Source organism: Marinomonas sp. MED121 (assembly GCF_000153025.1).
Lineage (GTDB): Bacteria > Pseudomonadota > Gammaproteobacteria > Pseudomonadales > Marinomonadaceae > Marinomonas.
Genome location: NZ_CH672429.1, coordinates 1,251,796 through 1,276,916 on the forward strand (window position 1 = coordinate 1,251,796; position 25,121 = coordinate 1,276,916).

A 25,121-nucleotide genomic window follows, 5' to 3' on the forward strand; every position below is an offset into this window, starting at 1 on the left:
TTTGAATGGAAAACAATCAAGGCTTCTCTTTGTTAGAAAAGAAATCTATCTATTTTCTGATCATCACAGTCTCCATGTACTTTTTTGCGCTTGATCTATATGCGCCCTCTTTGCCGCAAATTAAGACCCTTTTTCAGGCACCATTTCATAAAGTTCAGTTAACCATCACGGTTTTTGCCATTGGCTTTTGCACTTGTCAGTTACTCTTTGGGGCGCTCATTTCCCATTATGATAAGCGTAAAATTTTACTCGCGACAAGCGCCGTGTTTAGCCTGACAAGCCTTGCCATAGTCAGCACACATTCGATAGACACCTTATATTTATATCGCTTTATTCAAGGGGCTTGCTGCGCCGCTATGTATGTTATTGGCTTTGCCACAGCAAGAGAGTTAGTGGCAGAAAACAGGCTCAGCACCATAATGCCCCTCTCCTCATTAGGCTTTACCCTGATGTCTGCCCTTTCACCCATAGTTGGCGGCCTCATTATTCAGTTTGGCCAATGGCATCAGGTGTTTAGCAGTATGGCCTTTATTGGTTTTATCCTGTTGGTTTCGACCTATTTTTTATTTCCAAAAACGGTTAAACAGACGGTTAATCAGGTAAACGAAGAACCAGCTAAGACTAGCCTTGTCGCTTTAAACTCTTTTATCAGAGCCTCATACACAAACTACAAAACCATGCTGAGCAATTCCGTCTTTACCATCAGTTCTTTTATCAGCATTAGCGCCGTGGTTGCCATGGTGATTTTTTATCAGATCGCCTCTTTCCTCTTCATAGAAGAGGCCCAAGTTAGCTCGTTAAACTTTGGCATCATCTGCTTTTTATTAATACTGGTATCAGTCCTGGCAAGGCTTTACTACCTAAGGTATTTGCGAGAAACGAATGTCATACAAGGGCTATTAAAATGGAGTCTGCTGTCTATTCTGGCGGCGCTGATTAGTTACCTGAGCAGCTTAACTCAAGGCATAAACTTTATTCTTCTCTTTTCTCTTAGCTATTCAGGCTTTATTTTTGCCCTGAGTGTTGTCCACTGCTACGCCCTAGTTTATGCCTTCATGAAGGTAGATAAGTCAAAAACAGGCTACTCGGCCGCCATCTATGGCACCCTAACCTCATCCTACATCGTCATAGGCTCAGTCATCGCTTCTGAATACGAACCTAGCGTTAACTACCTCATAGTATTGATGATAGCCATGGCGTGTATCTGCCTCACCGGCACAACGTATATTTATTACAAAACGAATATGAAAAAGCCAAGGACTGCGCTGAATTGAGTGTCTGGCCTAGCTTTGAAGCAAGCTTTTATTTGAAGAAGTAGCCATCCCGTTACCATGTTCAGCACTGTCCAACTCGTTACCATGCTCCCAGGCTGTGAAAGAATTATTGTTATAGTATGGCGATAGTTTGAAGCTAGGTGGATTATCGTCATTATGAATAAGAACTATCGTAAAACAGAAAATCGAGCACAATTTTCCTTGTTTATTGATCACCTTGATCAGCACATTTCTGATGTAAATCCAGTGCGAGCAATTGATGCCTATATTGATACATTGAATTTTGATCAACTGGCTGTTGATGTGTATAAGCCATCATCCTCATTACGAGGACAACCTGCATACAACCCTGCTGATTTACTACGCTTGTATTTATATGGCTACCTTAACGGTATACGAAGTTCTCGCAAGCTTGAAAAAGAGTGTCGAAGAAATATCGAGCTTATGTGGCTCATTAAGCACCAACGCCCTAGTTACAAGACCATCGCTAACTTTAGAAAAGATCATCATAAACTTCTGATTCAAGTAAACCGTGACTTTGTCTTACTCTGTAAGCAGCTTGATTTAGTTGGTGGTGAGCTAATTGCAATCGATGGAAGCTTCTTTCATGGCAATGCAAGTAAACAGAGTATTCTGACGAAAAACCGCTTAACACAGCAATTAAAAGCAATTGAACAAAAAGTCCAAGACTACCACGCCATGTTGGATGCATTAGATAACGAAGAGTCTGAAGAGGGTAGCTTAGATAACATCAAGCTTGATGAATTAACGACTAAGCAAGCTAATCTCAATCAAATGTTAAAAGAGTTAGCTCAATCAGGTAACGGTCAATTATCACGGACAGATCCAGATGCTAGACTGCTTTTTAAACGAGGAGCCAAAATAGCAGGTTATAATATTCAGGCTGCAGTGGATGATCGTCATCACTTAATTATTGCAAGTGATGTCACCAATGATGGCAATGATCAAAAGCAACTTTATCCTATGTCAAAGCGATCAAAAGAAACGCTTGGTGTAGATAAATTAACGGTACTTGCTGATGCTGGTTACTACGAAACAGCTAACTTGCACTTTTGTACTGAGAGCCAAATTACACCTTATGTCCCCATACCTAATAAGTCAGCCAGCATCAAAAAACAAAATCGATTTACCAGAGATCACTTCCAGTATAACGCAACAAACAATCACTATATCTGCCCCGAAGGCAAGTCACTTATTCCATCTAGTTCGTTGACAATAAAGCATAATAAAAAGCAGCAGCTTTATATTAGTCATTCAAAGGACTGTAAAAACTGTTTTAAGAAAGATCAGTGCTTAGCAAAAGATACTACTCGACGAAAGCTGTATCGAAACGAATATGAGTTTGCTATCGATGAACATAAGAGAAGAATGGAAAGACAGGGAGAAGGAAAAATGAAGCTAAGAGGGGCGATCGTCGAGCACCCGTTTGGCACATTGAAAATGAAAGCTGGATGGCAACATTTTCTTGTAAGAGGGTTTAAAAAGGTCAGAGGAGAATGGTCATTAATGAACCTTGCCTACAATTTTACACGCGTATTAAATATTCTTGGTATAAAGGGCTTTAAAGCCTACTGCCAATAGAAAAAAGTGTTATCTAAAGCCTACAGAGGTTCCGCAAGCACCTTAAAAACAGATTCCTTCTGAAGTCTTCATAAAGAGCTCTGGTAATCCCTACAAAGCTATAAAAAGCTATAAAAAGCTCTTTAGTACATGAAAAAGTATTGAAACTAATTCTTTCACAGCCTGTCCGCGTGGTAATGCATACCATTGAGCTCCAGCTCAATAAAGAGCTAACAAGAGAATAAACTCGATTAGATTAATCAGCATGGAGCTGGTAAATAATCGAAGGGAGATGAGCAGTGATTTTATTGGTAAAACCTTTCACATTATCTTTACCCCAATTGCGTGCCACATAATATTCTTGGCCGCCATAAATTAACTCAGGGTCACGAGTGACACGTATTTTTTATTGGTTTCAAACACTTCTGAGGTGACTGGAATTGGTATTTTATTTAATAATTATTGAAAAATGCAGCATAAATCTGGCTATTGTTTTGAAAAATTTAATAAAAATAAGCAGCGAACTAGGTTCTCTACACTTTGCGTTTTTGCCGTAGCTTTGATATAAAAACCAATTAAAACAATGATTAATAAAAACTAATCATTAAAACCTTTCTTTGAAGGAATTGAAATGGAATTTATTATTGGGTTACTTGTAACTTATTTGATTTACAGATTATTTAAAGGAAATAAAAAATCCTCTCCTCCAGCCTCGACACAAAAAAAAAATCCACAATCTTTCTCAGAAAAAACCAAAGTTAATGAAAATAGAACTTCATCACCTAGCATTAAAGTAGGATCTTCCCGCATCAGTGTATCCAGTACGTCTAATCATGCTTATGTGGACGATGATGACTTTGCTACTTTTACTATTCATACAAGTTTTGGCCGAGAACCAGAAAAAACAACGAACAAACGAAAAGGTCGGTGGATAAGTGAAAGTGAACAACTTTCCATTAATGGAAGACAGTTAACGAAAGGCTTTTACTACTTTGGTGGAGCGATGAATTCACTAGATGGTTACAGCATAGAGCCATCTCTAGTGGATGATAAACGTCCGGCTTCAAGTCCTTCAGTCGATTCAGAAATATACACTGACGAGACTCTCGGTTATTGGCCTAGCTATGCTTCCTTGTCTAAAGACTGTAGAGGCGCTTACCTTGATTGGCTAGCCTCTGAACGCTCAGCCCCTGATACACCAATTGGTTATGTTTTCATATATTTCTATGGGTTTGAAAGGAGGATTATTGAAGACAAAACCAAAGCTCAAATATCAAATGATGAGTACATAAAAATCTTTGAAGAAGTTTTGCGACTCAATCTAGCTTTCAATGCTAATCGCTCATTTAAGGGGTACTCAGCAAATTTTCTTGAATTAATGGCACTACAAAGACCTACTTTGTTTGAAAATAGGCAATCAAGCATACCAGATACCAATAATGCATTGTCATTCAAAGTTGAACTTGCAAAAACTGTAGCTAGTGGAAATCTAGTAACAGCACCGTTAGCTTTAAAGTGGCTTAAAAATACATTTGAATATTCACTAAAAACTCCTGCTCGCCGATGCGAAGAAGAATTTCAGCAACTTTTCAAACTCAGATTTTCAGAAAAATTTGGCGAAGGAGTTTCCGTAAAACCCAATAAAACTAAGCTGCGACTTTCATACCATGCGGCAAGTAATGGTGTAAATGGGGTTGATTTAGAGTTGGGGGACTTACCAGATCCAAGCATTCTCAAAGGCCCAATTAATAAACTAATTCCTATTGCCGAGCAATGTACAGAAGAGTTAAGCAGCTATAGCCGTTACTTAGGAAAAACAGAAACCTCAAGGAATGATATTGCAGCGTTGATGTTATTACCTAAAGAACTGTCAAACGAAGCAAACTCACCAGTTATAGAGACATTTAAGTCTTGGGCAAATCAGATAATTAGTTCGAATGATGGACTAACCACAGTCAAGGAGTTCTGGACTCATACAGGTACACCTCTCCCAAAGGCGTTTAACAAAAAAGAAAATGAGCTAGTTGCTAACTTAGCTGCTAAGGCTGAAATAGGTATTGCGCCAGACCAACGCTTTCATCATGCAAAATTGAAGATCGGCGACAACATTGTGCTCTTCTCACCGGGCCATGGTGAGTTTTTTGAGCCAAGCTCGACATTCAACCAAGTAAGTTTAGCAATTAGATTAGGGGCAATGGTTGCAACTATTGATGGTACAGTAGATCATCATGAAAAAATCGTCTTACAGGCGTTGATAAACCACGATGACAAACTATCTCCTTCTGAAAAGAATTCGTTAAATGCATATTTAACTTGGCGTCTAAATGCCCCTGTAAATAATACGGGGTTGAAATCTAGGATTGAAAAACTCGGAGTTCCACAGGTGGAATTCTTGAAAAAATTCATGCATTCCATAGCTCTTGCTGATGGAAAAATCGATGCATCTGAAATTAAGCAAATTGAAAAGTTATATACCTCGTTAGGTCTAGATAAATCACTCGTTACAAGTGACATTCATGCCTTTGCCTCCAGTAAACAACCTATATCAGCCGCATCTAAAGACTTTTCAATTGATAAAAATACCTTTCAATTGGATGAAGGTATTCTGGCTATGCATGAAAGTGACACCAACGACGCAAAGAGTATGCTGGAAAGTATATTTGCCGTTGATGAAGAACCTGAACTAGAAGTGAGCCTCACAGCTAATGCCAATGAAGGTGACTTAGATAGCCCTTATAAAGAACTTTTTGAAACTTTGATAGCTAAAGAATCGTGGCCACGTAAAGAGGTTCATGAACTATGCGGCAAACTAAACCTAATGGTTGATGGAACCTTAGAAACTATTAATGACTGGGCTTATGACAAAGTCGATGCGCCAGTTCTTGATGACGATGGTGATATCTATGTCGATCTAGAAATCGTAGAAGAATTGAAGGGATAAATAATGGTTGCAAAAAGAATACGAGCTAAAGAAAGGGATACAATTATCCAATCTCTGAAGTCAGGTGTGACTCCTAAGATAGGAATCCAGCATATCCAAGTAGGTCGAGTAAATGAATTAAAAGCTCTGATCCAAGACATTGATCGAATTTCAGATGGTGGTTCAGCTTTCAGGCTCATTATCGGCGATTATGGTTCTGGTAAAACATTCTTTTTAAGTGTTGTACGCGCTATTGCTCTAGAGAATAAGCTTGTGACCGTCAATGCAGATTTATCTCCTGATAGACGTATTCATGCATCGGCCGGCCAAGCTAGAAACCTTTACTCAGAGCTAATGCGTAACATGGCTACTCGTAACAAACCTGATGGAAATGCTCTAACTAGTGTGGTTGAAAAGTTCATTACAGAAGCAATAAAAGAAGCTGAAACTTCAGGAAAGAGTATAAATGCAATTATCCATGAAAAATTAGCATCACTTTCTGAACTCGTTGGCGGTTATGATTTTGCCAAAGTTATTGAGGCTTATTGGATAGGTCATGAGAAAGATGATGAGATACTAAAAACCAACGCGATAAAATGGTTACGAGCAGAGTATTCAACTAAAACTGATGCTCGCAATGACCTAGGTGTTCGAACAATTATTTCGGATACATCTTTTTATGATGCTCTGAAATTAATGAGTTTATTTATCAAGCAAGCTGGCTACCAAGGGCTTCTAGTTAACCTAGACGAGATGGTAAACCTGTATAAGTTGAACAACACCACAGCTAGAACCTCTAACTATGAGCAAATACTCCGAATTCTAAACGATTGCTTGCAAGGAAGTGCCGAGCATTTGGGTTTCCTTCTCGGGGGAACCCCTGAGTTTCTTCTAGATCCACGCAAAGGCTTGTATAGCTATGAAGCACTGCAATCTAGGTTGGCAGATAACAGTTTTGCTAAACAAGCTGGAGTGATTGATTATTCGTCACCGGCCCTTCACCTCGCTAGCTTAACCCCTGAAGAACTCTATATTTTGCTTAAAAACTTGCGTCACGTTTATGCTGAAGGTGACGAAGCAAAGTACTTGGTTCCAGACGAGTCTCTCAAAGTATTCTTACAGCATTGCAGCCAAACCATAGGAGATGCGTATTTTCGAACACCACGGAACACTATTAAAGCATTTTTAGACATGCTCGCGGTAATCGACCAAAACCCGCAAATTGCGTGGCATAGTCTAATCTCATCAGTAGCAATTAATGAAGATAAGCCTTCCAATGTTGAACTCGAAACAGAAGGCAATGAAGATGGATTTGCTGACTTCAAACTATGATTGATGAACATGAAAAGTTAGACCATCGGGTTCAACGCTGGATATTCAAGCAAGGCTGGGTTGGCTTACGAGAAATACAATGCCTCGCTATTGAACCTATATTGTCTGAAAAAACTGATGTACTGATCAGCGCTTCAACCGCAGCAGGAAAAACAGAGGCATTTTTCTTGCCTGCGCTCAGTGTAATAGCAGTTCAGGAAACTGGTGTAGGGATCCTTTACATTAGCCCTCTAAAAGCCCTTATAAATGATCAAGATAGGCGCTTAGAGAGCCTATCTGACCTGTTAGAAATGCCAGTTACTCCTTGGCATGGTGATAGCTCACAGAGCCGAAAGAGGAAATTAAAAGCATCGCCATCAGGTGTCGTGTTAATAACACCTGAGTCATTAGAGTCATTACTTATCAGAGATTCAGGCTGGATAAAAGCTGCATTTTCTAATTTGAAATATATTGTTATTGACGAGTTTCATGCCTTTATTGGTTCTGAGCGCGGCCATCATTTACTATCTTTACTTCATCGACTTGAACACCTTCTCGGAAGACTAGAAACGCCAATCCCTAGAGTAGCTCTAAGTGCTACGCTTGGAGAGTTAGAGAAAGTACCTCAATCACTTCGCCCCAATCGCTCTTTACCTTGTAAGATAATTAAAGATACACATTCGACATCCAACTTGAAGGTTCAAGTAAAAGGGTATGTGAACCCTGCTAATTTAGAAGCTGAGTCTTCCAATGATGCAGAGTATACGATCTGCCAAGATCTGTTTAAATTTTGTCGAGGTGGAAATCACCTTGTGTTTGCAAATAGTAGAAGCCGTACAGAAAACATTGCAGCTACATTATCGGACTTCTGTGAAGAAAAATTTGTACCGAATGAATTTTTTCCCCACCATGGTTCGCTATCAAAAGATCTTCGAGAAAGCTTAGAAAAGCGATTACAACAGGAGCATTATCCTACCACAGCGATTTGCACAATGACTCTTGAACTAGGTATTGATATCGGCAAAGTAGAGTCTGTAATTCAAGTAACAGCTCCTCACTCTATTTCAAGTTTACGCCAAAGAATGGGGCGCTCTGGAAGGCGCGGAGGAGCATCAATATTAAGAATGCTCATCGCCGAAGAAGAATTAATAAAAAACTCTAGCGTTATCGATAAGCTAAGATTAGAACTTATTCAATCACTAGCTATGATAAGGCTTCTTATTAGCAGTAAATGGTATGAACCAGCTGATACATCGCTATATCACTTCTCAACACTCCTTCATCAAATACTTGCAGTTATTGCACAGTGGGGAGGCATTAGAGCAAAGCAATTATTTAGCTTGCTCTGTAAAGATGGCCCTTTTCAAAACGTTGGTATTGAAAACTTTAAAGCACTACTAGTCCAAATGGGTAAAACAGAGCTCATAACACAGTTAGGTAGTGGTGAGTTGGTATTGGGGCTTTTGGGTGAAAAATTGACGAGTCATTACACATTTTATGCTGTGTTTAAAACACCTCAAGAGTTCCGGATTATATGTGGAACTAAGACACTCGGAACATTACCTGTAGATTCATTAGTTTTAGAAGGTCAACATATTATTTTTGGAGGAAAGCGCTGGAAAGTAAAAGACATTGATAGCGAAAAGAAAGCGATTTATGTTGAACATGCAAAAGGTGGTAAGCCTCCAAAATTTGGTGGAGCTAGCCTAAACATACATGATGTTGTTCGCCAAGAAATGTTCCAAATATTAAAAGACGGCGACTATCGAATTTCAGTAGAAGGAAACAAAATCGACTTTGCTGATTCAGCTGCACGAGAGTTGTTTAATGAGAGTGTGCGATATTTCAAAGAAGCGAAACTATCAAGAGAGCCTTTAATAGAAGTTGGAAATTCAACATACATTTTCCCATGGCTTGGCGACAAAGTAATTAATACTATCGTAGCTTTACTTATCCGACATGGGTTTGAAGCAGATACATATGCTGGAGTTATAGAAGTAGAGCAAGCAACATTAGAAAATGTTCGTTCAACATTACTCAGGCTTGCTTCTACAGAACTCCCAACAGAAACAGAATTAGCACATCAAGTAGTGGAAAAGCGTATTGAGAAGTTCGATGAACTTTTACCTGAAGATTTGCTTTCTATCAGCTATGGAACAAAAGCTTTTAACACTACAGCTGCAAAAAAATGGTTTAAGTTATTAAAGGAACAAAAAGAAAACGAAGCTAGACACTCATAGACAATGAGCCGTTACCCTCTAATTTAAGATAGTTGACAATTAAACCTAAATAACAAACATAAAAAAACCACCTTTGATTTCTCAAAGGTGGTTTTTAATATGGTGGGCCTACCGTGACTCGAACACGGGACCTGCCGATTATGAGTCGGATGCTCTAACCAACTGAGCTATAGGCCCTAAAACGGCGGCCATTATATCGAGCTTATTTGTTTCTGCCAAGCTTTGTTTTCGCTTTTCACTTGTTTTATTTAGGCTTTTTCCTCTAGAGGACAAGGTCTAGTGCAATTATTAGTCAACTTGCTGAAATAATTCTCTATTCAATTGTTTTTATTCAATTTTACCCTGCGCCTCAGGGCTCATTAGGCGCTTTGTCTGACACTCTTTTGCTGACGAATTTCTGCCTGTTGCCTTTTCCGCACTTGGCCTGGGGCGAAGCCTAGGTTCTTTTTAAAAGCGCGGCGAAAAGCGGTTTCACTTTGATAACCAAGCTCCAGGCTTAAAGCAGCCAGATTGTGTTGCCCTTGTCTGAGTTTTTGGTTGGCTAAACGCATGCGCCAAAGGGTGACATATTCAAGGGGTGTATGACCTAATTTATCGCGAAAGGCATTATTAAAGGCAGTGCGCGACATGCCCGCCTGTTGAGCAAGACGCTCGACAGTCCAGGCTTGTGCTGGTTGGTCATGAATGGCAACAATGGCACGGGCAAGTTTGTCATCCGAAAGCGCTGCTAATAAACCAAAAGGCAGGCGCTTTTGCTGCATGAGTAAACGCAAGAATTGTACTAACAGGGCTTCGGCCAAACGCTCACTCACCACTTGAAAACCACAGGAGAGTTTATCTAGCTCTTGCATAAGTACGGCCATAATCGGTGCGATAGCAAGCGCGATATCATCCTCTTGGCCCACTCCGACTAATTTAGACTGGGTGTCTAATAAGGGGTTTAGGCTAGCAAGACCAAAGTCATATTCACACACCAAGATGGCGGCGTCTTGCTCTTGGGCGAGGGGGTCTAGCTTCAACTCACAGCCGGCGGCCAACCAGAGAATACTGCCTTGGGTAAAGGTCTCTTCAGGGGCACCGAGCATAAAGTCTTGCTCCACAAAACTCAGCGTACCTTGTGCAATATATAAAAGATAAGAAGAGTCAGCAGAGAGGCTCAGACTGGCATTTGTTTGAGCATCTTGGATTAAAGAAGCGTCGCTGGCTTGCTCGCTATTATCCCTATGTTGTCGGACATAGTTTACGGATTTAACTTGAGGTCGAAAGTGATTGAGTAAACTGGTTAATCTATCCATTATGTACTATCTGCTACAAATTTAACTTAAATTGATACAATAAAAATACACAACTTCCCCTATGATTACTAGTAAGAGGCGTTTTTAACCAAACCTCTAACCTATTGAGTGTGATTAATTAGTAGACAAATTAACCACTTGATTCCAAACTAGTTGGGCCAGTGAGTCATTTGATGAACATAGGTAATAAGAATAAATCACCAAACGGATAGGTGTCTTACTGCTCTTAAACTCAACCTTGAAAAAGTTAGGAGCTTATTATGATCGTTTTAAAACCTCGTCAAGCCATGCCTGCTTTGCAGTTTCATTCTTTGCAAGACAATTGGTCTTTGGCAGAACAAAAGCCAGCTCAATTCACCATGTTAGTGGTTTACCGTGGCCTTCATTGCCCTATTTGTAAGAGCTATTTGACTGAGCTTAATCGCTTAGCAGAAGATTTTAGCGCCAGAGGCGTGAATATTTTTACAATTAGCAGTGATACCCATGAAAGAGCACAAACCGCTTTTGATGAATGGAAATTACCCAAACTCACCCTAGGTTATGGATTAAGCGTTGAGCAATCTCAAGCCTTAGGTTTACACAGATCCAAAGGTCGTGGTTTAACCAGCATAGGTATCGAAGAGCCAGAAGAGTTTACAGAACCTGGCATCTTTATTATTCGCCCTGATAACACCCTTTATTGGAGCAATATCAGCACTATGCCATTTGCGCGTCCGCACTTTAAAGAAATATTGGGTGCGATCGACTTTGCGATTCAAAAAGACTACCCAGCTCGCGGAGAACTTGTTTAAGTTTTCTTGGGCATAAATAAGGTGTGGGTATGCGTTTTCTTTACTCACACCTGCATCACACCTATCTTTATTCCTAAGCAGATCATATCGCTATCCCCAGTCTAAATTGTCTCTATCAGGATGATCCGCTAGCTCTGCTAGCAGCCAACGACAAAAAGCGTCTACCTTAGGGGTAATAGTGGCATTTGGTAAAATCAGATACTGACCGCCCTCTGCTGGCACTATGTGATCGTGCACCTTTACCACCTTGCCTTCATCTAACGCCATACGAAAACAAAAAGACAAACCTAATAACAAACCCACACCCGCTTGGGCCATATCTAATGCGGTAGAAGTGTGGTTACTTTCAAACAAGGGCTCTGGCTGAAAGCCCTCTTCGCCTAACTCGCTAAACCAGTTTCGCCAACCCAGCTTAAAGCCCAATGTGCTAATGAGAGGGAGGTTTTTTATCTGTTCTAAATCGTTAAATTGGTTTTCACCCTCTGGCAAGTGAGCTTCAATAAAACTGGGGCTAGCAACCAGCATCCAATCTTCTTTAATAATGCGCTGCACTCGATAGCCAGAAAAGCCACCTTCCCCATGGCAAATTTCCACATCGGCATCATTCACCCCTTGCCCTGTTGGCCAAGCAGAGCTTAATAACCTCAGACGATATTCTGGATGCTTGGCAAAAAACTTAGGCAACCTTGGCATTAACCAACATTGTGCAAAAGTCGTCCCACAAGCCACCTTAATAGTCGGGCGATAATCGGACACAAAGAGCTCGTTAGTGGTTGCCTGCATATTGGTAAAGGCTTGGGTTAAAACAGGTAGATAGGCCTTAGCGCTGTCGGTTAACTCTAATCCTTTTGCTCTGCGATAAAAAAGCTGAGTATCAAGATATTGTTCTAACAATTTAATTTGCTGACTTACCGCCCCTTGGGTGACGTGTAGCTCGGCTGCGGCCTTAGCGAGATTCTGTAATCGCGCCGCGGCTTCAAACGCACGAAGGGCATTTAGGGGGGGCAAATTTTGAGCTTGGGGCATGCTGTCATTTCCTTTTTCTATCCTATCTCGATTTTAGCAATTCTATAGCACAGATAAGACATTTTTATTTCTTGGCAATAAAAACGTCATTAAAATGCAATATTTATGGTGTTGGATCAGTCTAAAAGCGAATTAAAGCTAAACGACTTTAGAATTTCTATACTAGCGCTTTGGAAATTCTCAATATTTTTATCCCTATTAGTTTGTCATCATATTCATACAAATCACAGGCATGCTTAACCTGTGATAAGGCAAATAGTATGAGGTAGTGAAACATGGGTATTGCAATGGCAAATGGCCATAAGCTCTCAATCGCGCACGATAAAACTCAGTTAAATATTGAATGGAATGATGCTCATCAGAGCGAGTTTCTCGCCATTTGGTTAAGAGACCATTGCCAAATGCCCGAGAGTCGCGATGCTCACAGTGGTCAGCGCCTGATGAATGTGACTGACTTTCCTTTAGATGTGAGCATAGAGTCGATCACAGCATTGGATAATCACGATGTTGAGATTATCTTCTCACCCTTACATCGCAGTGTGTTTAGTCTGGACTGGCTTGAGCAAAATGCTTATGACAAACACTTGGCCAATGATATTTACTCAGAACAAAATAAGGTTTTATGGGACTCAAGCTTTAATACAAAAAAGTCTGTGTTCGACTATGAGGATTACCTAAATAATAAAGATACTCGCAGTGCTGTATTCGACCACTTCACCCTTTATGGTTTTGCCATTTTAGAGAAGGTTCCTTGTAAAGAAGGCCAGATTCTGGATGTGATCGACACCTTTGGTTATGTCAGAGACACTAACTATGGCAAGTTGTTTGAGGTGAAAACTCAGGTTGAGCCAAACAATCTGGCCTTTACGAATTTAGGCTTAGGCCTGCATGCGGATAACCCTTATCGCGACCCGGTACCCACAGTGCAATTACTGCATTGCTTGGAAAACACGGTAGAAGGGGGCGAGTCGATTCTGGGGGATGGCTTTAAAGCTGCCAGAATTTTAAGAGAAGAAAGCCAAGCTGATTTTGACCTTTTAAGCCAAACTTGGATCAACTTTCGCTTTCAAGATAAAGACACAGACCTTCAATCCCGGGTGCCTTTAATTGAAGTGAATGATAAGGGTCAGGTGGTCAAAGTACGCTTTAACAACCGCTCGATTGCGCCTATCAATATCGATAAGCATAAAATGAAAGCCTTCTATAAGGCGTATCAACACTATGCAGAAATACTCAACCGCACCAGCATCATGGTTGATTTTAAACTCACCCAAGGCCAACTTGTGATGTTTGATAACACCCGTGTTTTCCACGCTAGAAAGGCCTTTTCTACCTCTGGCAGCCGTTGGTTACAAGGGGCCTATGCGGATGTCGATAGCTTATACAGCTTGCAATCTGTGTTATCTCGTCAGACAAAAACAGACGCTCGAGTCACATCAAACCCATCAGCTAAGAAGACATCAAACTAATAAATAAGGAGACGTAACAATGACAAGTAAAAATACCATTCTAACCAAGATAGAAGCGCTCTTTAATGACCATGGTGCTGACTGGTACATGGGTGAACCTGTCACCATGGCTGAGCATATGCTGCAATCTGCCTTTTTTGCTATGCAAGCCGGTGCCGACGACGAACTTATCATAGCGGCCCTTTTGCATGATATTGGCCACTACACCAGTGAATATGCCGAAGATTGCCTGCAAAAAGACATAGATAACGAACACGAAGACAGTGCGGCGGATTTTCTTGCGGGGCACTTCCCTCAAAGAGTACTGGATGCGATTCGTCTACATGTGGCAAGCAAACGCTATTTATGTGCGGTAAAACCTGAGTATTACCGAGTGCTTTCTGAGGCATCGAAAGAGTCGCTAGCGGTACAAGGCGGCCCAATGAATACGGATGAAGTGGCGCAGTTTGAAGCCGAGCCTTATCATCAAGATGCGGTAAAAGTACGTTACTGGGATGATGCGGGTAAGCAGGATTCTCTGACTGTACCGGACCTGAATCATTATATTCCTATGATGCAGAAGCTGTTAATTCAGCCTGCTGCTTAAATCGCTACAAGGAGCTCTGTCTATGAGTAAGCTTATCCTCATTATGATAGATGGCATCAGTGCCGACCTATTTGTACAAGCGAAAGCTTGGTTGCCCAACCTGCATGCTTTGGCAAAACAAGGCACCTATGTGAAAGCCTTAACCCCTGAAGTCTGCGGTACTTCTTTTCCGGGGCGCACCTCTATGATTGCTGGACAAACCGCCGCCGAGCATGGGGTGTATGGTAATAAGGTTTGGGATGGTAGTGAGTTTCGTTGGGCGATTCCTGAAGATGTATTAACCACTACCGTGGCAGGTTATGCCAAGCAAGCTAACAAGAAGGTCGCTGGCTTAGGTTATGGCATGGTAAATACTAAAGATTGTGACCTCTACCTTGACCCTTGGTGGTCTGATGAGACCACAAACAGAGCCAGAAAATACGATTCTTACTCTCTAGAAGAAAGGCAAAAGCAGCAAGATAATCAAGACGCTAAACACGCCCTTGATGAGCATACAAAGGACACCTTAAAAACCTTGGATAAAGCCATTTATGCCACCAAGGTGATTAACCCCAATGGGGCTAAATACCAAGACTATAGCAACACAGAAACCATGACCTTTGGCATGTTAGCTGATCAGCAATTATTGGACATAGGCGCTGGCCTTGCTTGCTCAAATGATGCGCCAGACCTTATCTTGCTAGAAATTGCGGCGACCGATTATTTCCTGCATAAATATGGCGCTAATGACCCTATGATGGAGCATTCGCTTCGCACAGCCGATGCGCAAGTGGGCACCTTGTTAGAAAGGCTAAGACAGGCAGGTAAGCTGGATGAATATAACTTTGCCATTATGAGTGACCATGGCCATACGGCGATGCGGGATGCAATTTATTGTGACCAGATTCTACCTGAAGGCGTACCTTGGTCCAGTGAAGGGGGCATGCTACTTATCGCCCCAAGGTCTCGAACAGAAGCGGAACAAGTCACCAATATATTGCTAGAAGCGGGTTTAGAAACCTGGAACAAGGACTTTATCCCTAAACATCAGCAAGATGAATTGCTTGTCTTCACCTCTCAAGAAGGGGCGCTAACCAGCTTTGAAAGGGACTTAAAAGGTACAGGGCAGATTCGCGGAAAGTCTAAATACCAATCTAACCATGGCATGCGACCGGGTTCTCGTGAAGACTATCGTTTTTGCCTGTTTGTTGGTCCAGATGTACCACAACAAGAAGTAGAGTTTGCAACAGCCTCTCAGGTAGCGCCCACACTGGCATCGATTCTTAAGATAAATACGCCCTGGCTCGAAGAGCCACTTTGTTAGCTGCGAAGAGCCACTTTGTTAGCAGCGAAGAGTCTCTTTGTTAGCAGACTTTGTTAAACCCTTGGCCTTTACGCCCTATAAATGGCGTAAAGGCTTGTTTATTGTCTGCTTATCCAAATAGTTAACAGCGCTTTGTTAATGTTTATTTTGCTTAGTAACCGGGTCCAATTCATCCCTTAGCCAATCCCCTACAATACTCATAGAAAGTGCTGTTACAAAAATAACAGCCCCTGGGGTAATGGCAATCCACCACGCGTTTAATAAGTAATCACGCCCATAACTTAATATATTACCCAATGAGGTATTGGGTGGCTGAATGCCCACACCAAGAAAGCTTAAAGAGGTTTCTAAAATGATGGTCTCAGGGAAGTTAATAGACATTTGAATGATCAAGGCGGCAAAAATATTAGGTAAAATATGCTTAAGATAAACGCGAAAAGTACTGCCCCCCATAAGACGGACCGACTCTGCGTATCCATGGTTTAAAGCCGCAAGACTAAGGCCTCGGGTAATCCTGGCGTACTTTTCCCAACCTTGAAAGCCAACCAATAAAATAAACAATAAGAGGTTACCTGTCCCAGTCACAGCAAGTACAGCAAGGGCTATAATCACAAATGGCATGGAGGCCTGAAAGTCAACGAAGACCATGACGATATCATCCACCCAACCGCCGAAATGCGCTGAAATAAAACCAATGGATACGCCAATTATGGCGCCGATTACCGTACCCAGTGCGGCGACCAGTATGGATAACTGCAAGGCCATAATAATGCGACTTGTGATATCTCGCCCAAGGTGGTCTGTACCCAGCAAGTGAAAGCCTTGCTCACTCACACTTGCAGGGGGCAAGAGCCTATTGAGCAAATGAATTTCTTGATAATCCATGGGCACAATAAAATGTGCGAATATCGCCGTTACAAGAACAATGACTAACCAAGCAATAGCAAGATAAATCAAATTAGAGCGTGACACACTCTGCTTAAAGCGTTTAAACCAACCGATAGTCGGCGTTTGTGCGGCGCTATCTATCATGAATTATCTCCTTTACTGCTACCAAGTCGAATTCTTGGGTCAATCAAAAAGTAAGCAAAATCAACCAAGAGATTGGCTAGAATCATGGTAAAAGCAACCATCATAATCCCAGTTTGAACCACTGCTAGATCCCTGGCCGTCACAGAACTGATAAGCAAACGCCCTACTCCTGGCCAAGAAAAAATGGTTTCTGTCACGATAGAACCCCCTATCAAGGTACCTATCATAAATCCCACTATGGTGATGACAGGTATCGCCGCATTAGGCAAGACAACAAATAAAATCACCCGATGAGAAGGCATTCCTCTTGCGATTGCTGCTCTAACATATTGCTTCCCTAGCACCTCTAAAACAGAAGAACGAACAAATCTTGCAATCACCCCGGCCCCGGCCGTTGCCAGGGTAATAACCGGCATGACTAAGGACCAACTACGCTCGCTACCCGCCGAAGGCAACCACCTTAACCAGATAGAGAAGATAATGATTAACAAAATCCCCAAGAAGAAGTTGGGTAAACTAAAGCCACTGACAGAGAGGGTCATAATCGTCCTGTCTATCCAGGTATTGCGTTTAATCGCTGAAAAGACACCCGCCGGCACACCGATCAGCAACATAAACATAAAGCTGGTCACGGTTAACCTTAATGTCTCTGGGATTCGCTCAACAATTTTATCGACTGCTGAACGTCCATCTAAAAAAGAATGACCTAAATCGCCACTGAAGATGCCCACCCAATAATCTAAATACTGCTCCCAAATGGGTTTATTTAGCCCCCAAGCAATGCGCATCTGCTCAATAATTTCTGGGTCTGTATCATCAGGTAGCATGGTCACAACCGGATCCCCTGTGACACGCAGAATAATAAAAATAAAGGTGACAACTAGGATCAAAGTTAATATTGCTCTCGTTATCTTCTGAAAAATATACCTAGCATTCATCTCTATTGTCCTTCTATATGATGGCAAAGTGAGTAAGCCTGTTTTGCGCCCACTCTTACAAGAGGGGGATCAATCTTGGCGCAAAGTTCACTGCGCTTCGAACAGCGCCAATAGTATTTACAGCCTTTTTTAGGAAAGTCTGAGGTTAGATTAGTTGCCGGAATTTTCATGCTTACGTCCACATCTGGAGCCGCTGCTAAAAGATCACGGGTATAGGGGTGGCCTTGCTCTAAAAACAAATCATCTGTTGTAGCTTGCTCGACGATTTGACCCGCAAACATAACTGTTACATTATCGCAGAGTGATCTAATGACCCTTAAATCATGGGTGATGAAAAGTAAGGCTAATTTATATCTTTGGCGTAGTTTATTTAATAACTCAATAATTTGACCTTGTACTGAAACATCTAAGGCAGACGTAGGCTCATCACAAATTAAGAGCTTAGGTTTAAGGGCTAGGGCTCTTGCAATCACAATCCGCTGTAACTGACCACCACTTAGCTCATGGGGATAACGGGCATAAAAGTCTTTACTCAAGCCAACCGAATCCATTAATTCAAGCACTTTTGACTTTATGTCAGCAGCGGGAACGAGAGCATGAATAAAGATAGGCTCTGCAATTTGATCGCCTATTTTAATTCTAGGGTCAAGCGCCAAAAAAGGGCTTTGTGGAATCAGCTGAACATTTCTAGAGAAATCCTTGTAGTCAGGATCACCTACTTTGGGAACAGGCTCACCCTTAAAAGTAACACTTCCTGTGGTGGCGGATTCAATCCCTAAAATCAATTTAGAAATACTCGACTTTCCAGAGCCACTTTCTCCAATTAAAGCTAAACTTTCTCCTTCACCAATCTCTAAGCTGACAGAATTTACTGCCCTAAATATGGCTTTTTTTGATAAGTATTTGGCTTTTACTCTGATTTGATAATCACAGCTTGCTGAGTTTAGTGCTAACAAGGGTTTCGCAGGAATAAGCGTATCTAACTGTACCTGTGGCACCCGATAAGATTTGATTGGCGTAAACTCGATAGGGTTAAAACAAGCGTTTGCTGCTAATCCGTCCTTACCAAGGGTCAATTCAGGTACATTTTTTTCACAAGCTTCAATTTTTTGAGAACAACGTGAAGCAAAAGCACAACCTTTAGGACGGTTTGTGACAGCCGGCACCTTACCTTTAATATAATAGGTTTGGCCAACTTGCTTTGAGGGCATTGAATTAATCAGACCTTGTGTATAAGGATGCTTTGGCTGACTTAAGATCAAGTGTGCAGGGCCTTGTTCAACAATGCGTCCGGCGTACATAACAGCAATATCTGTGCATATATTTGCAATCACACCGAGATCATGTGAGACAAATACCACCCCCATTTCTGCCTCTTGTGTAAGGCGTTTAATTAGCTCTAATATTTGAGCTTGAACCGTTACATCTAGCGCTGTCGTAGGCTCATCAGCAAATAAAACTTTCGGTTTACCCGCTAAGGCAAGCGCTATCATCACCCTTTGATTTTGCCCACCTGATAATTGAAAGGGATATTCATTGTATCGACGCTCAGGCTCAGGAATCCCCACACTGACTAGCAAGTCGATGGCAATTTTTTCAGCCTCTTTAGCATCTACACCTTGTAACCTTCGTATCGTTTCACTCAGTTGCTTACCTATTTTGGCAACGGGGTTTAATGAGGCTGATGCATCTTGAAAAATCATGGCCGCTTCATGACCACGTACCTTTTCCATTTCTTTTTTTGATAAATCAGCAAGTCCAAGTCCATTAATACTAATTTGACCTTGGGTTCGCCAGTTAGTATCAAGCAACCCCATTGCGGACATGCACAAAACCGACTTACCACTGCCGCTTTCGCCAACCAAACCTATAATTTGTTTTTTCTTTACCTCTAGATCAAATGATTCAATGACTGGAAACACAGACTCGCCCTGACAAAGGGAGACAGTTAAATCATGAATATTCAGTAATGGTGTCTCTTTATCAGCATTAGCAGAGTGCATAAACTGGCCCTTATATAATTTTTATTGTTAACAAGGAAACAAGAGATCCCTCTCCTAGATTAAACGTTAGATATTATTAGGACCGAAATCCATATAAGGCAGTACATATGGCTTCCAATTTAGCTCTTTCTGGCTACCGTACATCCACAACTCTTGAAACAATATGGTGCCAATAGGGTCTTCATGCTCCCAAACATGCTGCATTTTTTTGAAAGCCTCACGACGTTTTGATTTATCCGGCTCATGGGCAAGAATCAAACCATTTTCGACAAAGGTTGGGTTATGCCAATTCCAACCACGCCCTTTAATGACTTTAGGGGTGAATATCCGCCAAATAATGGTTGCAGGGTCTTGCCATAACATGGTCGCCGACATGTTACGAATACTATGCTGACCTTTAGTAATCTGCTTCCAGTTCTCTCTAATCCTTATTTCTACATTAATACCTGCCTTCTTCCACATGTCACTCAACACTTCAGCAATCGCCACTTCACTATCTAAAACATTGGATAATAATGGGTAGTCGATCACCTCACCTTTATAACCCGACTTCTCCAGTTCTTGGCGAGCTAACGCTAAATCGTAAACAGGTTTGGGATAGTCGGGAGCATAGGTTTCCCCAAATGAAGGCACTTGAAGACCATTAGGAACAGAGGTTCGACCACCATATAAAGATTTAACAATGGCCTCTCTATCAATGGCATAGCCGAGCGCTCGTCTGAAATGGACATTTTTCATAATTGGCGCTGCAAATTCCCCTTGATTAAAAATCAAAATTCGCACTTTAGCGCCTGGTTGACCCAAAACTTCAATGCCATCGAATCGTTTAATAGTAGAAATTTGATCCGGTGGCACTGAGCCTATGATGTCAAAATCCCCTGCGGCGAGACCCGCTACTCGAGCAGCCACCTCAGGTACCTCAACAAATTTTAAAGCCGATATGCTAGGGCTACCGCGATAATATTGATCGAATGCCACAAGACTGATCACATTGGTTTTAATGTCAGTCACTTTAAATGGACCGGTTCCGACCGGATTTAACGCCCAATCCTCATAGTTAGCTGCGGCCAAGTAGGCCCTTTTATTGACTATCTCACCACTCCACATAGCGAAGCGCTGTTCTATCAAAGGGTCCACATCTTTCATTGTGATTTTTACAGTAAGAGGATCGATGACTTCAGTCGCTTGCACATTGCCAAAAAATTGCGCTAACCGTCTTGGCCCTTCTGCCTCTCGTCTTTGCTTACTAAATGAAAAGGCCACATCTTCTGCTGTTAATAAATCACCATTGTGAAATCTCACCCCTTGACGAAGGTAAAAGGTAATTTCTTTGTTTTGAACAATTTTCCATGAGGTAGCAAGCCCAGCAGTTAGCTTCATATTGTCATGAAAATCTTGCTCAATTAGCTTATCAAAAATGTTATAGCTGATTGGTACAGAGGTATCACTGGTATCTCGCCCTGGGCTGATATTTTCAGGTATTCTTTGTAGTGCTATTGTCAATGCAGGCCTTTGCGCAGCAAATGAAAGTGGTGGCATAGCGGCTGTCGCCACTATCCCCCCTATTCCTTGTAAAACGCGTCTTCTTGTTAAAGTAAACATATTAAGGCCTCCTAAAGGCAAAACTAATTATTGTTATTTATCTTCACTCTTCTCGAACTCTTATTCGTTTTTAAAACCGGTTTATCTCGATAAACCATTGGCTCCGAGGTTGGTGCAGCCAACCTTCTATCAATCATTTTATGAATAGATTTTGCGATTTGATCCGGGGTTCTGGCGACGGATGTAAAAAAGCCACCTGGGATATTTAAGTCGCCGGTTGCTCGTATCCTAACGACACTAACATCCTCTGGAATACTTAAGCCAAGCGACTTAAAGACTTGATTAATACATTCGCCACTAAAATGGCCTGAGACGACAAAAGCAGTAGGCAGTGATGAATGCTTTTGCCTATGCTCATCCAGCTTGCTAGCCAGAATTTCAGAGCAATCTTCTGTATCAATGTCTGTAAAAGCTTTCGACTTAATAATGGGGGCTTGATCAATTTCTGCCGCCTCACAATAAAGGCTAAAAGCCAATTCAATATCGTGATATCCCACCTTTTCTGGATGGCTTTCTGAAATTAAACCAATACTTTTATGCCCTAATTGGCGTAAGTGACTACAGGCTAATTTAACGCTCTCAAACCTATCCCGATAGATGATGTCCACATCCATCTTCTCTAAGGCACGACCTTCAATAATGATATGTTTTGCACATTTTTTAAGGGAAGCTAAAACACTGACAGGCAAAACCGACCTTCTTGGTTGCAATAAACATAAATCAAATGAGTTATTAACCAATACGGATTCGATACTGCTTAAATCATTATAAGTCACTGCAAGCACAGAATTTCCCGCCATCATTAAATCGTCATAGATGGCTGCTGCCACCCTATCACCCCTTCCGCTTCGCATTGAATGCGTCATGAGCAGTACATTGAGACTCTGATTGCCAGACTGACTTTTGGTGCTGGTTTTTGCCTTGCTATCAGAAACAAAGGAGCCTCTCCCAACTTGTGTACTCACAATCCCTTCATCTTTAAGCGCTTTTAATGCACTTTGAACAGCAAACTGAGTTGCCCCTAAACGGCCCATCAATGCTCGAACTGTCGGCAGCTTCCCCCCAGGTGGGGTAGATTCAACTTCCTTACGGATTGCTTCATAGGTTTTAGTTGTAATGCTCACTATGCATCTCCTCTTATATTTAGTTCTAGCAACAATCAATCAACCAATCAAGTAAAATTTCAATTTGATTGATTGGTTGGTTTTTGCTATTTATATAACAATAAGCTTTTTTAATTAGCTTTATGGATTGAAATTCAATCAATTACAAGAATATCAATCAATTTGTAAGATTATAAGATTGTCAGGGTCACTTAATAGTAACTAAATGATAATGCTGACTTTTTTACATGGCATTCAATATAGTATTTCCCTTTAACTGGAAATAAGAAAATCACCATAATTGGCTAAGCATATTGAACGCTCACTGAAAATTTGATCAAGCCATGATCCTTGTATTGCGGAAACTATGATGAGTAAAATTATTTTTGATGAAATTTCAGTATCCTATTTAACGGTAGAATACGACCCTATTGATATTAAACCCTATGCGAAAGGTAACACTGGTATTCCTTATCTTTGGACCTTTGATTCTGGCAAACCAGGCCCACACTGTATGATTTGCGGCATCATGCATGGCAATGAAATTGCTGGGGCACTCGTACTCGATCAACTATTATCAGAAGAAATGCGACCCTTAATAGGTAAGCTTACTTTTTGCTTTGGCAACCCCGAAGCTTATCAACAATTTGATGCAAACAACCCAACTCAAAGTCGTTTTGTCGATCAAGATATCAACCGGGTTTGGGGGCAAGAGCTAACAGATACAAGCCAAAACTCTTATGAGATCAAGCGAGCGCGAGAGCTATTTCCCGTCATCTCAACTGTTGATTACTTACTCGACATACACTCAATGCAAGCCAGTGGACCAGCAGTTGCCATCTCATCTGACACAGAAGCTGCTTTTGAGTGCGTAAAAAAACTCACCCAAGTTCCCTTTGTTATCGCAGGAAAAGTGCCAGATCCTCAACTTTTAAGGCTCAGAGATCTTCCCCATTTTAATGACAGCAAGCACCCAAGAGCCGCCATACAGATTGAAGCAGGTCAGCATTGGGAGCGAAAAACGGTTGTGAAGGCCAATCAAATTGTTAGACAATTTTTACAAAGCTATGGCCTGATCCCTGCTAGCGAGTTACCACCAGCACTTCCCCAAAGACAATTAAAGACAGTCCAAATCATGCAACAATCTGCTGATAGCTTTCATTTCTCAAAAGACTTTAAAAGCGGTACTTTTTTTAAAAAAGCAGGCAGCTTGATAGGAATAGATGGAAACAAACAAATCACGACACCAGTGGATAACTGTTATTTAATTATGCCCGTTCACTTTCGACGATTTGCCGGCCCTTGCGGCAGGCTTGCAGTTGTAGATGAAGCCCGTGAAGTTTAGATGATCAAGATTGAAATATAAGCAGCCAAAACAAGGAAACAGACACAATAGACAGAAGATATCTGCTTTGTTAGTCACTTCTCCTTACACATCTGCATATGTTGTCTCTTACTTATTAGTAAGAGGCAACTAACTAAATTTAGGTATTTATTGAAGTGCAAGTTTCATTAGCCCAAGCAAGTTGACATGACGTCATGAATGAAAATGCTAAAATCCATCGAAACTTATTTACATTCACGTGAAATAATAGCCTTATTAGTTTTAATGAACTTACCGTCAGAATATTGATATTTTATTTCATCCACCCCTCGACAAGATTCAGAAATGTACTCATCTCGAGTCACTACAAACAGCGAATTTAGCCCTTCATTTAAAACAGAGATATAACCTATCGATGAGGAAAACACCTCCCGAAATCCCCTATCAAATTGATTTGCCGCTTTTTGATGTTTAAGTAGCATTACCAAGGTGACATTCCCGCCTGCTTTGGATGTAACTTTTACTAAATATCGCAAAGCTGGATGCCAAAAACTTTCTATACCTACAACAAATCCCTCAAAAGGTACTCTAGACTCAGGATGGCCTTTAATTTGAATATATGATTCATTAGTTGGAATGCAGTTTGATATAACTGAATTGTAAGCCTGCAATCTATAAATTTCATAATTATTAATAAATGCATCAAATTTGGGCTCACAACTATTAATACTAGATGCGGTAGCTAAGCTTGGTGTAATAATTAAAATTAGCAAGAGCAAAATGATACGCATTATGCCTGACACCTTTCGTGTCTTAAGTTGATCTCAAAACTCTCTAGTACATCCAATGCAAAAGGTATCCAGCCCTCCGCACTAAAGGCGATGGACCTCACACTGAACACCTTATCCATGGCTTCTTTAGCTGTCATACCTTCAAATTGGACCAGATAGGCTGCCATAACCAAGCCTGTTCTGTCCTTGCCTGAACGACAATGAATCATCACTGGGCCTGCCGCTTTTTGCGCCTTAATAAAAGCCATGGCTTTTGGTAAATTAGCTAAGCAAGTTTCTTTATCACCCAATTGTACTGGCGCATTAGGCGACATAGGAATATTGGCATGGGCTATCCCAGCGCCTTCCATCTCACGACTATCAACCGATTCGGAAAAATTAACACTCAAGATGGCGGCGATGCCCTGCTCTTTGAGCTCAGCTAGGTTCCAAGTGTCTAAATTAGGGCCAGAGCGCCCTGCTATCTTGCCTTCAATTAACCAAAATACATGCTTCATTAACTCTCTTTTCCTTCTCTAAATAAGAGCTTATC

The 25,121-nt window shown here is 41.3% G+C and carries 19 protein-coding genes and 1 tRNA gene; 10 read left to right on the forward strand and 10 right to left on the reverse strand.

Annotated features, from left to right (window positions below; all coding sequences use genetic code 11):
* Positions 1-5 precede the first annotated feature (5 nt).
* From MED121_RS05760 to MED121_RS05780, 5 genes are all read left to right on the forward strand, one after another.
* Positions 6-1,274, forward strand: a complete 1,269-nt coding sequence (locus MED121_RS05760) for an MFS transporter (protein ID WP_009832690.1) — start codon at positions 6-8, stop codon at positions 1,272-1,274.
* A 156-nt stretch (positions 1,275-1,430) separates the two neighbouring features.
* Positions 1,431-2,876 (forward strand): IS1182 family transposase, encoded by a 1,446-nt coding sequence (locus tag MED121_RS05765; RefSeq protein ID WP_009832691.1) that lies wholly within the window; start codon positions 1,431-1,433, stop codon positions 2,874-2,876.
* Positions 2,877-3,486: 610 nt separating this feature from the next.
* A complete protein-coding gene (locus MED121_RS05770; protein ID WP_009832692.1) occupies positions 3,487-5,796 on the forward strand; it encodes a TerB N-terminal domain-containing protein in 2,310 nt (769 codons plus the stop codon).
* Positions 5,797-5,799: 3 nt separating this feature from the next.
* Positions 5,800-7,107, forward strand: coding sequence for an ATP-binding protein (locus tag MED121_RS05775; RefSeq protein ID WP_009832693.1), 1,308 nt, complete (start codon positions 5,800-5,802; stop codon positions 7,105-7,107).
* Entirely contained in the window at positions 7,104-9,326 is a 2,223-nt protein-coding gene (locus MED121_RS05780) for a DEAD/DEAH box helicase (RefSeq protein ID WP_009832694.1), read from the forward strand. The genes MED121_RS05775 and MED121_RS05780 overlap by 4 nt, the downstream gene beginning before the upstream one ends.
* Before the next feature lie 100 nt (positions 9,327-9,426).
* Here MED121_RS05780 and MED121_RS05785 read toward each other — a convergent pair.
* Both MED121_RS05785 and MED121_RS23610 read right to left on the reverse strand, forming a co-directional pair.
* Positions 9,427-9,503: transfer RNA gene (locus MED121_RS05785), tRNA-Ile, on the reverse strand.
* Positions 9,504-9,685: 182 nt separating this feature from the next.
* Positions 9,686-10,621 carry an AraC family transcriptional regulator gene (locus MED121_RS23610; RefSeq protein ID WP_009832695.1) on the reverse strand — a complete coding sequence of 312 codons (936 nt, stop codon included), beginning with the start codon at positions 10,619-10,621 and terminating at the stop codon, positions 9,686-9,688.
* Between the two features lie 260 nt (positions 10,622-10,881).
* On the opposite strand from MED121_RS23610, the gene MED121_RS05795 reads away from it, so the two are divergent.
* Positions 10,882-11,412, forward strand: coding sequence for a peroxiredoxin-like family protein (locus tag MED121_RS05795; protein ID WP_009832696.1), 531 nt, complete (start codon positions 10,882-10,884; stop codon positions 11,410-11,412).
* 90 nt (positions 11,413-11,502) lie between these two features.
* On the opposite strand, the gene MED121_RS05800 is transcribed toward MED121_RS05795, so the two are convergent.
* The gene (locus MED121_RS05800; protein ID WP_009832697.1) at positions 11,503-12,438 is read right to left on the reverse strand and encodes a LysR substrate-binding domain-containing protein; all 936 of its coding nucleotides are present in this window, start codon (positions 12,436-12,438) and stop codon (positions 11,503-11,505) included.
* A gap of 275 nt (positions 12,439-12,713) precedes the next feature.
* Between MED121_RS05800 and MED121_RS05805 the strand changes: the two genes are divergently transcribed.
* Genes MED121_RS05805 through MED121_RS05815 form a run of 3 tightly spaced genes read left to right on the forward strand, consistent with a single transcriptional unit; the run spans position 12,714 to position 15,796 of the window.
* Entirely contained in the window at positions 12,714-13,907 is a 1,194-nt protein-coding gene (locus MED121_RS05805) for a TauD/TfdA family dioxygenase (RefSeq protein WP_009832698.1), read from the forward strand.
* Positions 13,908-13,926: 19 nt separating this feature from the next.
* Complete coding sequence (locus tag MED121_RS05810) at positions 13,927-14,493, forward strand: phosphonate degradation HD-domain oxygenase (RefSeq protein WP_009832699.1); 567 nt, start codon at positions 13,927-13,929, stop codon at positions 14,491-14,493.
* A gap of 22 nt (positions 14,494-14,515) precedes the next feature.
* Positions 14,516-15,796, forward strand: a complete 1,281-nt coding sequence (locus MED121_RS05815) for an alkaline phosphatase family protein (protein WP_009832700.1) — start codon at positions 14,516-14,518, stop codon at positions 15,794-15,796.
* Positions 15,797-15,931: 135 nt separating this feature from the next.
* On the opposite strand, the gene MED121_RS05820 is transcribed toward MED121_RS05815, so the two are convergent.
* The 5 genes from MED121_RS05820 to MED121_RS05840 all read right to left on the reverse strand — a co-directional run bounded on the left by MED121_RS05820 (position 15,932) and on the right by MED121_RS05840 (position 22,495).
* Positions 15,932-16,828, reverse strand: coding sequence for an ABC transporter permease (locus MED121_RS05820; protein WP_009832701.1), 897 nt, complete (start codon positions 16,826-16,828; stop codon positions 15,932-15,934).
* Positions 16,825-17,766 (reverse strand): ABC transporter permease, encoded by a 942-nt coding sequence (locus tag MED121_RS05825; protein ID WP_009832702.1) that lies wholly within the window; start codon positions 17,764-17,766, stop codon positions 16,825-16,827. The genes MED121_RS05820 and MED121_RS05825 overlap by 4 nt, the downstream gene beginning before the upstream one ends.
* Positions 17,767-17,768: 2 nt before the next feature.
* Positions 17,769-19,769, reverse strand: a complete 2,001-nt coding sequence (locus MED121_RS05830; RefSeq protein WP_009832703.1) for a dipeptide ABC transporter ATP-binding protein — start codon at positions 19,767-19,769, stop codon at positions 17,769-17,771.
* A gap of 66 nt (positions 19,770-19,835) precedes the next feature.
* Complete coding sequence (locus tag MED121_RS05835) at positions 19,836-21,371, reverse strand: ABC transporter substrate-binding protein (RefSeq protein ID WP_036178805.1); 1,536 nt, start codon at positions 21,369-21,371, stop codon at positions 19,836-19,838.
* 23 nt (positions 21,372-21,394) lie between these two features.
* Positions 21,395-22,495 (reverse strand): substrate-binding domain-containing protein, encoded by a 1,101-nt coding sequence (locus MED121_RS05840; protein ID WP_009832705.1) that lies wholly within the window; start codon positions 22,493-22,495, stop codon positions 21,395-21,397.
* Positions 22,496-22,844: 349 nt separating this feature from the next.
* On the opposite strand from MED121_RS05840, the gene MED121_RS05845 reads away from it, so the two are divergent.
* The gene (locus MED121_RS05845) at positions 22,845-23,819 is read left to right on the forward strand and encodes a M14 family metallopeptidase (RefSeq protein WP_050764533.1); all 975 of its coding nucleotides are present in this window, start codon (positions 22,845-22,847) and stop codon (positions 23,817-23,819) included.
* A 224-nt stretch (positions 23,820-24,043) separates the two neighbouring features.
* On the opposite strand, the gene MED121_RS05850 is transcribed toward MED121_RS05845, so the two are convergent.
* Entirely contained in the window at positions 24,044-24,589 is a 546-nt protein-coding gene (locus tag MED121_RS05850) for a hypothetical protein (protein WP_009832707.1), read from the reverse strand.
* The gene (locus MED121_RS05855) at positions 24,589-25,086 is read right to left on the reverse strand and encodes a dual specificity protein phosphatase family protein (protein ID WP_009832708.1); all 498 of its coding nucleotides are present in this window, start codon (positions 25,084-25,086) and stop codon (positions 24,589-24,591) included. The genes MED121_RS05850 and MED121_RS05855 overlap by 1 nt, the downstream gene beginning before the upstream one ends.
* Positions 25,087-25,121: the final 35 nt, after the last annotated feature.